Source organism: Streptomyces sp. NBC_00287 (assembly GCF_036173105.1).
Lineage (GTDB): Bacteria > Actinomycetota > Actinomycetes > Streptomycetales > Streptomycetaceae > Streptomyces.
This window is the reverse complement of sequence record NZ_CP108053.1, coordinates 5,373,524-5,384,908: the sequence shown is the minus strand read 5'-3', so window position 1 is coordinate 5,384,908 and position 11,385 is coordinate 5,373,524. Positions and strand designations below refer to the sequence as shown.

Here is an 11,385-nt window from a genome sequence, read left to right as displayed (position 1 = left end):
GGTCGGCCGGCCGGGTGCGGCGGTCTCGACCAGGAGGTGGAGAGATGACGCGGGTCTTCAGCGGGGTCAAGCCGACCGGGCATCTGACGCTGGGGAACTATCTGGGAGCCATGCGGCGGTGGGCGAACGTCGATCAGCACCGGGCCGACGCACTGTTCTGCATCGTCGATCTGCATGCGCTCACCGTGGAGCACGATCCGGCGCGGGTGCGCAGGCTGAGTCGGCAGGCGGCGACGCTGTTGCTCGCGGCGGGGCTTGATCCGGCGCTGTGCACCGTATTCGTACAGAGCCATGTGGACGAGCACGCACGGCTGTCGTATCTGCTGGAGTGCGTGGCCACGGACGGCGAGATGCGGCGGATGATCCAGTACAAGGAGAAGGCCGGGCGGGAGCGGGAGCGCGGCGGGAGTGTGCGGCTGTCGCTGCTCACCTATCCCGTGCTGATGGCGGCGGACATCCTGGCGTACGGCAGTGACGAGGTGCCGGTCGGGGACGACCAGGCGCAGCATGTGGAGCTGACGCGGGACCTGGCGGTGCGGTTCAACCAGCGGTACGGGAACACCTTCGTGGTGCCGCGGGCCACGCATCCGGCGGTGGCGGCTCGGGTGATGAACCTGCAGCAGCCGACGTCGAAGATGGGCAAGAGCGATGACGTCGGGCCGGGGATCGTCTATCTGCTGGATGAGCCGGACGTGGTGCGGAAGAAGGTGATGCGGGCCGTCACCGACAGCGGGCGGGAGGTCGTCTACGACCGTGAGGGGCGGCCGGGGCTTGCGAATCTGCTGGAGATCCTCGCTGCGTGCACGGGCGGGAACCCCGAGGCCTTGAGCGGTGTATATGAGTCGTATGGCTCTTTGAAGAAGGACACCGCGGAGGCCGTGGTGGAGGTTCTCAGGCCGGTGCAGGAGCGGCACAGGGAGCTGTGTGCTGATCCTGGCTATGTGGAAGGGGTGCTGCGGGATGGTGCGGAGAGGGCTCGGGCGATGGCGCGGCCGACCGTGGATGCCGCGTATAGGGCGATCGGGTTGCTGCCGGCGGCTGCGGATATCGAGATGACCGCTTAGCGCCCCGTGCTGGGCCGCCCCTGGTGCAGGGGCGGCCGGGCGTCAGCCGTTGTTGCCGGAGGCCAGTTCGCGGCTGCGGTCGCGGGCGGCTTCGAGGGCGGCGATGAGGGCGGCTCGTACGCCGTGGTTCTCCAGTTCGCGGATGGCGTTGATCGTGGTGCCGGCCGGCGAGGTGACGTTCTCGCGGAGCTTGACGGGGTGCTCGCCGCTGTCGCGGAGCATCGTGGCGGCGCCGATCGCGGACTGGACGATCAGGTCGTGGGCCTTGTCGCGGGGCAGGCCGAGCAGGATGCCCGCGTCGGTCATGGCTTCGACCAGATAGAAGAAGTACGCCGGTCCCGAGCCGGAGAGGGCGGTGCAGGCGTCCTGCTGGGACTCGGGGACGCGGAGCGTCTTGCCGACGGCGCCGAAGATCTCCTCGGTGTGGGCGAGGTGCTCCTCGGTGGCGTGGCTGCCGGCGGAGATGACGGACATGGCCTCGTCGACGAGGGCGGGGGTGTTCGTCATGACGCGGACGACCGGGGTGCCCGCGGTGAGGCGCTCCTCGAAGTAGGAGGTGGGGATGCCTGCGGCTCCGCTGATGACCAGGCGGTCGGCGGGGACGTGGGGGGCGAGCTCGTCGAGGAGGGTGCCCATGTCCTGCGGCTTGACCGTGAGGATCAGGGTGTCGGCGGACTTGGCGGCCTCCGGGTTGCTGACCGGGGTGACTCCGTAGCGGCTGCGGAGTTCCTCGGCCCGTTCCTGGCGGCGGGCGGTGACCAGGAGGTCGGTCGGGCCCCAGCCTGCTCGGATCATTCCGCTGAGCAGGGCTTCGCCGATCTTGCCGGTGCCGAGGACTGCGACTTTCTGCGTCATGGCTGGGGTGCCCTCCGGGGTTGCGTCGTCCGGTGTTCATCCTCCCATCAGGGGCTTGAGTGCGGGTGGGGTGTCCGGTGGGCGGGACGTCTGCGGTGGGCGGTCGGCTAGGCCGTGCGGCGGCGCAGGGTGGCGGCTCCGAGGGTGAGGACGAGGAGGGCGCAGCCTGCGACAACCAGGGCGTCGCGTACGAAGGCGGCCGTCATGTCGGTGTGCTTGAGGACTTCGTTCATGCCGTCGACGGCGTAGGACATGGGGAGGACGTTGGAGATGGCTTCCAGGACGGGGTGCATGTTGTCGCGCGGGGTGAAAAGGCCGCAGAGGAGGAGCTGGGGGAAGATCACGGCCGGCATGAACTGGACGGCCTGGAATTCGGAGGCGGCGAAGGCCGAGACGAAGAGGCCGAGGGCGGTGCCCAGGAGAGCGTCGAGGAGTGCGACCAGCAGGAGCAGCCAGGGGCTGCCGGTGACGTCCAGACCGAGGCCCCACAGGGCGAGGGCCGTGGCGAGGATGGACTGGACGATCGCGACGGTGCCGAAGGCGAGGGCGTAGCCGGCGATCAGGTCGCCCTTGCCGAGGGGCATGGCGAGGAGGCGTTCGAGGGTGCCGGAGGTGCGTTCGCGCAGGGTGGCGATGGAGGTGACCAGGAACATCGTGATCAGCGGGAAGATCCCGAGGAGTGATGCCCCGATGTTGTCGAAGGTGCGCGGGTCGCCGTCGAAGACGTAGCGCAGCAGGAAGAGCATCACGCAGGGGACGAGGATCATCAGCGCGATGGTGCGGGGGTCGTGGCGGAGTTGGCGCAGGACCCGGGCCGCGGTGGCGGTGGTGCGGGAGAGGTTCAGTGCGCTGGTCGGGGCGGGCGTGATCGCGCCGGTCGTGCCGGGTGTGTGGGTGGTGGTGCTCATCGGGTGGTCTCTTTCTCGCGGGCGGCGGCCGCGACGGCCTCGTCCACCAGGTGCAGGAACGCCGCTTCGACGGTCTCGGAGTCGGTGCGGGTGCGCAGGGCGTCGGGGGTGTCGTCGGCGAGGATCTGGCCCTCGCGCATGAGGAGGAGGCGGTGGCAGCGCTCGGCCTCGTCCATGACGTGGGAGGAGATGAGGAGGGTGGCGCCGCGCTGGGCGGCGATGTCGTGGAAGAGGTTCCACAGGTCGCGGCGGAGGACGGGGTCGAGGCCGACGGTGGGTTCGTCGAGGACCAGGAGTTCGGGGGTGCCGAGGAGCGCGACCGCGAGGGAGACGCGGCTGCGCTGACCGCCGGAGAGGTTTCCGGCGAGGGCGTCGGCGTGGCTGGTGAGGTCGACGTCCTCGATGGCCCGGGTGACGTTCTCGTGGCGCCGGTCGGCGGCGGTGTGGCCGGGGGCGAGGATCGCCGCGAAGTACTCGAGGTTCTGGCGGACCGTCAGGTCGTCGTAGACGGAGGGGGCTTGGGTGACGTAGCCGATGAGGGTGCGCAGTTTGGGGTGGCCGGCGGGGTGGCCCAGGACGTCGAGGGTGCCGGTGACCTTGGCCTGGGTGCCGACGATCGAGCGCATGAGGGTCGATTTGCCGCAGCCGGAGGGGCCGAGGAGGCCGGTGATCTGGCCGCGCGGGACGGTGAAGTCGATGCCGCGCAGGACGGTGCGGGGGCCGCGGACGACGGTGAGGTCTTCGGCGCGTACTGCCGGGGTGTCGTCGGCGGGTCGGGGGGTGCTGGCGGCTTCGAAGGGTGATTTGTTCATGTTTGGAGGTGTTCCTGTGGCTGGCGACTCGGATCGGATATTCATCATGTGCTGATTAACTCTCCGATTGAGGGGTGCCGTCAAGTGGAAGCGCGCGCCGGCGCAGGGGCGTGCAGAAGTGATCGGAGGCGGAAGGTCCGCTTTGTATGCCTCCGTCGCTGTCGGAGTGCCGTTGGAACTCGCTGCGCGAGGGGCCCTGTGTTCCTGACAATGGGTTTCAGTTAGCCGTGCTCTCCCCGGTGCGGCGCCCGCGCACCCCGCTCCCAACCGGAGGTGCTGCTCTGATGCGCCGTGGCGTAGGCAAGGCCGATCTGTTCGCTTCTTTTGTCGTGTTCCTCGTGGCCCTGCCGCTATGCGTGGGCGTGGCCATGGCCTCCGGCGTGCCCGCCGAGCTGGGGCTGGTGACCGGGATCGTCGGCGGGCTGGTCGCCGGGGCGCTGCCCGGGAGCAGCCTGCAGGTCAGTGGGCCTGCGGCGGGACTGACCGTGCTGGTGTACGAGGCTGTGCGGGCCTACGGGATCGAGGCGCTCGGGGTGCTGGTGCTCGGCGCCGGGCTGGTGCAGCTCGGGCTCGGGGTGCTGCGGCTCGGGCGGTGGTTCCGGGCGGTGTCCGTCGCTGTGGTGCAGGGGATGCTCGCCGGGATCGGTCTGGTGCTGGTCGCCGGGCAGGTCTATGCGCTCGGGGACGCGGCCGCCCCCGCCGATGGGCTCGGAAAGCTCGCCGGGCTGGTGTCGCTGCCCGGGCGGGTGGATCCGGTGGCGTTGTCAGTGGGCGGTGCCACCCTGGTCGTACTGCTGCTGTGGCCGCGGTGGCGGCGGGGGGCTCGGCTGGTTCCGGCGCCGTTGGTGGCGGTGGCCTCGGCGGCGGTGGTGACCGGGGTGTTCGACCTGGAGGTGCGGCGGGTCGAAGTGCGGGGGTTGTTGGAGTCGGTGCGGTTGCCGGAGTGGGCGGATCTCGGGCGGCTGACGGAAGTGGGGGTGGTGGGGACCGTCGTGGCGTTCACGCTGATCGCGTCGGCGGAGTCGCTGTTCAGCGCGGCGGCGGTGGACCGGCTGCATCGGGGGCGACGGACGGACTACGACCGGGAGCTGATCGCGCAGGGCGCCGGGAACACCGTGTGCGGGGTGCTGGGGGCGCTGCCGATGACGGCGGTGATCGTGCGGAGTGCGGCGAACCTTCAGGCGGGGGCGCGGACCAAGGCCTCGCGGGTGCTGCACGGGGTGTGGCTGTTGGTGTTCACGGCCGTGGTGCCGGGGGTGCTCGGGGTGATTCCGGTGGCCGCGCTGGCCGGGCTGCTGGTGCACGCCGGCTGCAAGCTCGTGCCGGTACGGGAGGTGGGGGCGCTGTGGCGGGGGCACCGCGGGGAGGTCGTCGTCCTGGTGGTGACCGCCGGGGCGATCGTGCTGGGGAATCTGTTCGAGGGGGTGCTGGTGGGGCTTGCGCTTGCCGTGGCGAAGACGGCGTGGGACGCGAGCCATGTGCAGGTGGAGACCGAGGACCGGGGGGACGCCGGGATCGTCGTACGGGTGCTGGGGCATGCGACGTTCCTGCGGCTGCCGAAGCTGTTGGACGCGCTGGAGGCGCTGCCGCGGGACCGTGCGGTGCGGCTGGAGCTGGGCGGGCTGCGGCATCTGGACCATGCCTGTGCCGCGGCCCTGGAAGGGTGGGCCGCGGCGCGCGGGGCGGGGTTGGTGCCGGGGCGGCCGTAGCCGTCAGGTGTGGGTCGCGACCAGGAGGTCGACGTCGTAGGTCTCCTCGACGGTTCCGTCGGGGAAGGCCTTCAGCAGGTGGGCGCCCTCCTCGGCGAGGAAGGTCGTGCTTGCCTCGCCGTGGACCAGGAAGATCGAGTGGCTGCCGAGGTTGGCGAGGTGGGTGTCGATCGGGATGCGGCGGCTCCAGCGGACCACTCGCCGGGTGAAGTCGACGCGGTCCTCGGGGTCGGCGGCGCGGGCGCTGGCGCCGTTCTTCTCCACGACGGGGTCGATGCCGAAGAAGTCCTGGATGCGCTCCGCCTGGGCGGCTATCCACGGGACGTCGAGGGCGTAGGTGTTCCACCACAGGGCGAGCGCGCCGCCCGGACGCAGTACGCGCAGGGCCTCCGGTATCGAGTGGGCCGGGTCGGTCCAGTGCCAGGCCTGGGCGTAGGTGAGGAGGTCGGCCGAGGAGTCGGCCAGGGGGAGGGCGTCGCCGGTGCCGCGGACGATCGGGATGGCGGGGTGCGCCCGGCGGAACTGGGTCGCCATGCCGTCGCCGGGTTCCACGGCGATCACTTCGGCGCCGCGGGCGTGCAGAAGGGCGGTGGCGATTCCCGTACCGGCCCCGACGTCCACGACACGCGCTCCGGCGAGGGGTCGGCCGGCCAGTTCCTCGATGACGTCGAAGAGGGCGGGCGGGTAGGAGGGGCGGTTGGCGGCGTACTGGGCCGCGGCGGCGTTGAAGGAGTGGGCGCGGGTGGAGTGGGAAGAGGCTGCCGTCATACGGCCATGGTGGCGGGGGCGAGGGGCGGCGGGGGTTCGATTTCGGTGAGAGGTGCTCCCTGCCGGCCGGTCCTCAGGAGCGGCGGCGCTTCTTCGAGGGGTTGCCCGAGCGGCGCTTGGTGCGCTTCTCGTAGAGCTGCTGGGCGCTCTCGTACTCCTCGCGGTGGAGCTTCTCGCCGGGGGCCTCGGTGAGGGAGCGGAAGAAGTAGGCGAGGAGGGAGCCGACGAAGCCGATGGCCAGCAGGCCTCGGAGGGAGGCCTGGCGGGCGGGGTCGGGGCGCTTGGCGAAGCCGTCCCAGGTGTTGCGGAAGGCGAGGGCGCTGCAGATCGCGAACATCACGGTCATAAGGACGCTGACCAGGCTGCCGACGTCGGCGATCTGGAGGCCCTCGTAGGCGAAGCGCAGGACCAGGCAGGCGACGACCGCGGCCGCGAGCGAGCCCACGGCGACGCCGATCCGGCGGGCCCGGTAGCCGTCGGTGTGCTCGACCCAGGTCGTGCCGAAGAAGCGGATGGGCTCGGGGCGGGGGCCCGCGGCCGGGTCGGGGGTGCCGTTGTCGTCGCTCACGCGTCGATTATGGCTCCGGCCGGCAGCGGGCCCTGCAGGGGCTCAGCCGCAGCGCGAGGCGACGTAACCGTCGCTGCCGGTGTTCACGTACGCGTCCGACCTTCAGAGCGAGCAGCGCGGTCGGACGTAGCCGTCGCTGCCCGTGTTCACATACGCGTCCGAGACGAACTCGGCGTTGGCGATGTTGTCCCAGATGTTCGACGTGCCGTACGGGCCGGTCACCGTGGTGCCCGGCGTCTGGCAGTAGATCGGCACCTTGACGCCCTCGGCCAGAACGCGGGTGATGGGGTAATTGGTGCCGGGCCCGCTGCGGACGTTCAGGCGGACACCCGGCGCAATCGAGTAGTAGCGCACCGACGTTGCCGCCATGGCGACGGCCTCCGTCGCGTCCCCACTCCCCGCCTCGTGCACTTCGTCGACACGGTCAACAGACATGAAAGACCTCCCCCGTTGAACCCCATGACAGCCATGGGGCCCCGTTGATACCCCCGAAGCACGCCAAGAAACATACGTGCGCAACTCGCACAGAAAGGCTAGCAAGCCGCCTCTGTCTCGTACGAGTCATCGACTAGGCTCCGTGCGTCGCGCGCGCGGACGAACAGCACGGGGGTGGTCCCATGGCGCCACAGCGGAACGCCGGAGCGGGCGCGGAAGCGGAACTTCCCGAGTACGCCGGTCACTACCGGTTGGAGTCCTGCCTGGGCTCCGGCGGGATGGGTGTCGTACACCTGGCGCGCAGCACCTCGGGGATGAAGCTCGCGGTGAAGGTCATCCATGCGGAGTTCGCCAGGGACCGCGAGTTCAGGGGGCGGTTCCGGCAGGAGATCGCCGCGGCCCGACGGGTGAGCGGTGCCTTCACCGCTTCCGTGGTCGATGCCGATCCGGATGCCGAACGGCCCTGGATGGCCACCTTGTTCATTCCGGGGCCGACGCTGTCCGACCACGTCAAACGGAATGGCGCCATGTCCCCGGAGCAGTTGCGCCGACTCATGGCCGGGCTGGCGGAGGCGCTGCGCGACATCCATCGGGTCGGTGTGGTGCACCGGGATCTGAAGCCGAGCAACGTGCTGCTCGCCGAGGACGGGCCGAAGGTCATCGACTTCGGTATTTCTCGGCCGAAGGACAGTGAACTGCGTACCGAGACCGGGAAGTTGATCGGCACGCCGCCGTTCATGGCGCCCGAGCAGTTCCGGCGGCCGCGCGAGGTCGGGCCCGCCGCGGACATCTTCGCGCTGGGGTCGGTGATGGTGCACGCGGCCACAGGGCGTGGACCGTTCGACTCCGACAGCCCGTATGTCGTCGCCTACCAGGTCGTCCATGACGAGCCGGACCTGACGGGCGTACCGGAGAACCTCGCGCCGCTGATCCTCCGGTGCCTCGCCAAGGAGCCCGAGGACCGGCCCACTCCCGACGAGTTGATGCGCGAGCTTCGGTCGGTGGCGGCCTCGTACGACACGCAGGCGTTCATACCGGCCCAGCGGACGAGCGATGAATCCCGATCACTCGGTCTCCTTCCCGACGGGAAGCCCGAGGCGCGGCGCTCCAGGAGGGTCAAGGGCCGGTGGGTGGCCCTGGCGGCCGCGGCGCTGGCGCTCGTCGTGGGCGGGGCGTTCACCGCGGTTCGTCTGGCGGGCGACGGCGACCCGGCACCGACCGGGGACGACGTCCGGAAGACCGCGGCCATGTTCAGTCCATGGGAGGCCGAATCGGTGTCGGGAACGGCGACCGTGCCCCAGTGTTCGTACGGGGCGGGCAAGTTGCTGTGCGCGCAGTCCGGCACGGTGTTCGCCCTCGACCCCTTCGACGGGCGGCTCCTGTGGCGGCAGACCGTTCCTGGTGCACGAATTGGTCCGCCTGTCCTCGCCGGTGGCCTGGTGCAGCCCTGGCTGGACCTGAGCCGCGGTCTGAAAGCTCTCGACCCGGCTACGGGCAAGCCCAGGTGGCAGCAGGACATGCCTCCGTACAGCGGGCTCGCATACGCAGGCGGCAGCCTTCTGCTCACCGGTGTCGACGGCACGATCACAGGTGTTGACGGTGCGTCGGGCGACAGATTGTGGAGCCACCGAATAACCGGCCACCAGTTGCCCAGCTTCGTCTCCTACGCCGGGGACCCGCTGGCCTACGCGGCGACCAGGTCCGACGACGGGACGGCCACGCGCGTCACAGCGATGGATCCCGGTACCGGTGAGGTGCGGTGGGACGCACGGCTGAAGGGTGCGCTGAAGCCCATCGGATCGGCCGACGGGTCCGTCTACTTCGTCTCGCTCGGCAGTGTCTACGAGGACGCGACGAGCGTGGTCCGCTACACGCCCGCCACCAAGGCGTCCCGGCGCGTGGCGCTGCCGGTTCCGGTGGAACAGGCGGAAGGCACCGTTCGCAAGAACGTCGTCTACCTCCTGGGCACCGGCGGGTCGCTGGTGGCCGTCGACATGGACGCCCGCCGACAGCGGTGGAGCTCTGAGACCGCGGTGACCCGGGGGTCGACTCCGGTGGCCGACGACCGGCATGTGTACTTCACCGCCCTGGACGGACGGCTGCTCGCCGTGGATGCTCAGGGAGGCGAGCTCGTCGGGCAGACGTCACCTCGGCTCGGTTCGAGCGCGGACCGGATCGCGGCCGGACTGCCCGATCCGGTGATGGTCGGTCACCGGATCTACGCCGGCGCCCCCGACGGTTCCGTCTTCGCCGTCGACGCGCGGAACCCCGCCCGCTGGTGACGCGCAGGGCCGCCCCCTGCCGTAGCGGGAGGCGACCCCAAGTGCTGCTGTGTGTCAGCCGAGCATTGTGACGTCGCGCACCGCGCCCTTGTCGGCGCTCGTCGCCATCGCCGCGTAGGCGCGCAGGGCGGCGGAGACCTTGCGCTCGCGGTTCTTGGGAGCGTACGCACCGTTCAACGCCTGCTCACGGCGCGAAAGTTCCGTCTCCTCGACCAGCAACTCGATCGTGCGGTTCGGGATGTCGATGCGGATGCGGTCGCCGTCCTCGACGAGGGCGATCGTGCCGCCGGAGGCCGCCTCCGGGGAGGCGTGGCCGATGGACAGGCCCGAAGTGCCGCCGGAGAAGCGGCCGTCGGTGATCAGGGCGCAGGTCTTGCCGAGGCCGCGGCCCTTGAGGAAGGACGTCGGGTAGAGCATCTCCTGCATACCGGGGCCGCCCTTGGGGCCCTCGTAGCGGATGACCACCACATCGCCGTGTGTGACCTGCTTGTTGAGGATCTTCTCGACGGCCTCTTCCTGCGACTCGCAGACGACCGCCGGGCCCTCGAAGGTCCAGATCGACTCGTCGACACCGGCCGTCTTCACCACACAGCCGTCGACGGCGAGGTTGCCGCGCAGCACCGCCAGGCCGCCGTCCTTGGAGTACGCGTGCTCGGCACTGCGGATGCAGCCGCCCTCGGCGTCCTCGTCCAGCGCCTCCCAGCGCTCGGACTGGGAGAAGGCCTCGGCGGAGCGGACGCAGCCAGGGGCCGCGTGCCACAGTTCGAGCGCCTCGGGGGACGGGGAGCCGCCTCGGACGTCCCAGGTCTTCAGCCAGTCCGCGAGGGACGGGCTGTGGACCGCGTGCACGTCCTCGTTCAGCAGGCCCGCGCGGTGCAGTTCGCCGAGCAGGGCGGGGATGCCGCCGGCGCGGTGCACGTCCTCCATGTAGTACGTGCGGTCCTTGGCGACGTTCGGCGCGACCTTCGCCAGGCACGGGACCCGGCGGCTGACCGCGTCGATCTGCTCCAGACCGAAGGGGACGCCCGCCTCCTGGGCGGCGGCGAGCAGGTGCAGGATCGTGTTGGTGGAGCCGCCCATCGCGATGTCCAGGGCCATGGCGTTCTCGAAGGCCTGGAAGGTGGCGACGTTGCGCGGCAGGACCGTCTCGTCGTCCTGCTCGTAGTAGCGGCGGGTGATGTCCATCACCGTGCGGGCCGCGTCCTCGTACAGACCCTTGCGGGCCGTGTGCGTGGCGAGGACCGAGCCGTTGCCCGGGAGCGAGAGGCCGATGGCCTCCGTCAGGCAGTTCATCGAGTTGGCCGTGAACATGCCGGAACAGCTGCCGCAGGTCGGACAGGCGTTCTCCTCGATACGGAGGATGTCCTCGTCCGAGATCTTCTCGTTCACGGCCTCGGACATCGCGTCGACCAGGTCGAGCGTACGGACCGTGCCGTCGACCAGCGTGGCGCGGCCGGACTCCATCGGGCCGCCGGAGACGAAGACCGTCGGGATGTTGAGGCGGAGAGCCGCGTTCAGCATGCCCGGGGTGATCTTGTCGCAGTTGGAGATGCAGATCAGGGCGTCGGCGCAGTGCGCCTCGACCATGTACTCGACCGAGTCGGCGATGAGGTCGCGGGACGGGAGGCTGTACAGCATGCCGCCGTGGCCCATCGCGATGCCGTCGTCGACGGCGATCGTGTTGAACTCGCGCGGGATGCCGCCCGCCTCACGGATCGCCTCGCTGACGATCCGGCCGACCGGCTGGAGGTGGGTGTGGCCCGGCACGAACTCGGTGAAGCTGTTGGCGACCGCGATGATCGGCTTACGGCCGATGTCCGCACCGGGTACACCGGAGGCGCGCATAAGGGCGCGGGCGCCCGCCATATTGCGACCGTGGGTGACTGTGCGGGACCTCAGCTCGGGCATCGTCGCTCGCTCCTTCAGACAGATAGGGCTGCTATTGAGCGTACGCCGGTCATCCAGGGTCCGGACACGGTGTCCG

Annotated in this window: 10 protein-coding genes; 3 read left to right on the top strand and 7 right to left on the bottom strand. The window is 70.4% G+C overall.

Annotated features, from left to right (window positions below; all coding sequences use genetic code 11):
- The first annotated feature begins 44 nt into the window (after positions 1 to 44).
- Complete coding sequence (gene trpS, locus OHT76_RS24530; RefSeq protein WP_328873015.1) at positions 45 to 1,064, top strand: tryptophan--tRNA ligase; 1,020 nt, start codon at positions 45 to 47, stop codon at positions 1,062 to 1,064.
- Between the two features lie 42 nt (positions 1,065 to 1,106).
- Here the strand turns inward: trpS and proC are convergent, their stop codons facing one another.
- The 3 genes from proC to OHT76_RS24515 all read right to left on the bottom strand — a co-directional run bounded on the left by proC (position 1,107) and on the right by OHT76_RS24515 (position 3,639).
- Positions 1,107 to 1,919, bottom strand: coding sequence for a pyrroline-5-carboxylate reductase (proC, locus tag OHT76_RS24525; RefSeq protein ID WP_328873014.1), 813 nt, complete (start codon positions 1,917 to 1,919; stop codon positions 1,107 to 1,109).
- Positions 1,920 to 2,026: 107 nt separating this feature from the next.
- Positions 2,027 to 2,827 carry an ABC transporter permease gene (locus OHT76_RS24520; RefSeq protein WP_328873013.1) on the bottom strand — a complete coding sequence of 267 codons (801 nt, stop codon included), beginning with the start codon at positions 2,825 to 2,827 and terminating at the stop codon, positions 2,027 to 2,029.
- A complete protein-coding gene (locus OHT76_RS24515) occupies positions 2,824 to 3,639 on the bottom strand; it encodes an ABC transporter ATP-binding protein (protein WP_328873012.1) in 816 nt (271 codons plus the stop codon). The genes OHT76_RS24520 and OHT76_RS24515 overlap by 4 nt, the downstream gene beginning before the upstream one ends.
- Before the next feature lie 284 nt (positions 3,640 to 3,923).
- Here OHT76_RS24515 and OHT76_RS24510 point away from each other — a divergent pair, with 284 nt between their 5' ends.
- Positions 3,924 to 5,348 carry a SulP family inorganic anion transporter gene (locus tag OHT76_RS24510; RefSeq protein ID WP_328873011.1) on the top strand — a complete coding sequence of 475 codons (1,425 nt, stop codon included), beginning with the start codon at positions 3,924 to 3,926 and terminating at the stop codon, positions 5,346 to 5,348.
- Positions 5,349 to 5,351: 3 nt separating this feature from the next.
- Here the strand turns inward: OHT76_RS24510 and OHT76_RS24505 are convergent, their stop codons facing one another.
- The 3 genes from OHT76_RS24505 to OHT76_RS24495 form a co-directional block, all read right to left on the bottom strand.
- Positions 5,352 to 6,116: a class I SAM-dependent methyltransferase gene (locus tag OHT76_RS24505; protein ID WP_328873010.1), complete on the bottom strand. Its 765-nt coding sequence runs from the start codon at positions 6,114 to 6,116 to the stop codon at positions 5,352 to 5,354.
- 73 nt (positions 6,117 to 6,189) lie between these two features.
- Positions 6,190 to 6,684: an EamA/RhaT family transporter gene (locus OHT76_RS24500; RefSeq protein WP_328873009.1), complete on the bottom strand. Its 495-nt coding sequence runs from the start codon at positions 6,682 to 6,684 to the stop codon at positions 6,190 to 6,192.
- Positions 6,685 to 6,786: 102 nt separating this feature from the next.
- Positions 6,787 to 7,119: an SH3 domain-containing protein gene (locus OHT76_RS24495; RefSeq protein WP_328873008.1), complete on the bottom strand. Its 333-nt coding sequence runs from the start codon at positions 7,117 to 7,119 to the stop codon at positions 6,787 to 6,789.
- 182 nt (positions 7,120 to 7,301) lie between these two features.
- Here OHT76_RS24495 and OHT76_RS24490 point away from each other — a divergent pair, with 182 nt between their 5' ends.
- Positions 7,302 to 9,401 carry a serine/threonine-protein kinase gene (locus tag OHT76_RS24490; protein WP_328873007.1) on the top strand — a complete coding sequence of 700 codons (2,100 nt, stop codon included), beginning with the start codon at positions 7,302 to 7,304 and terminating at the stop codon, positions 9,399 to 9,401.
- 54 nt (positions 9,402 to 9,455) lie between these two features.
- On the opposite strand, the gene ilvD is transcribed toward OHT76_RS24490, so the two are convergent.
- Entirely contained in the window at positions 9,456 to 11,309 is a 1,854-nt protein-coding gene (ilvD, locus tag OHT76_RS24485; RefSeq protein ID WP_328873006.1) for a dihydroxy-acid dehydratase, read from the bottom strand.
- Positions 11,310 to 11,385: the final 76 nt, after the last annotated feature.

Coding starts and splice junctions, on each gene's coding strand:
- ilvD (WP_328873006.1), bottom strand. CDS start 11,309: ATGCCCGAGCTGAGGTCCCGCACAGTCACCCACGGTCGCAATATGGCG.
- OHT76_RS24495 (WP_328873008.1), bottom strand. CDS start 7,119: ATGTCTGTTGACCGTGTCGACGAAGTGCACGAGGCGGGGAGTGGGGAC.
- trpS (WP_328873015.1), top strand. CDS start 45: ATGACGCGGGTCTTCAGCGGGGTCAAGCCGACCGGGCATCTGACGCTG.
- OHT76_RS24490 (WP_328873007.1), top strand. CDS start 7,302: ATGGCGCCACAGCGGAACGCCGGAGCGGGCGCGGAAGCGGAACTTCCC.
- OHT76_RS24505 (WP_328873010.1), bottom strand. CDS start 6,116: ATGACGGCAGCCTCTTCCCACTCCACCCGCGCCCACTCCTTCAACGCC.
- proC (WP_328873014.1), bottom strand. CDS start 1,919: ATGACGCAGAAAGTCGCAGTCCTCGGCACCGGCAAGATCGGCGAAGCC.
- OHT76_RS24520 (WP_328873013.1), bottom strand. CDS start 2,827: ATGAGCACCACCACCCACACACCCGGCACGACCGGCGCGATCACGCCC.
- OHT76_RS24515 (WP_328873012.1), bottom strand. CDS start 3,639: ATGAACAAATCACCCTTCGAAGCCGCCAGCACCCCCCGACCCGCCGAC.
- OHT76_RS24510 (WP_328873011.1), top strand. CDS start 3,924: ATGCGCCGTGGCGTAGGCAAGGCCGATCTGTTCGCTTCTTTTGTCGTG.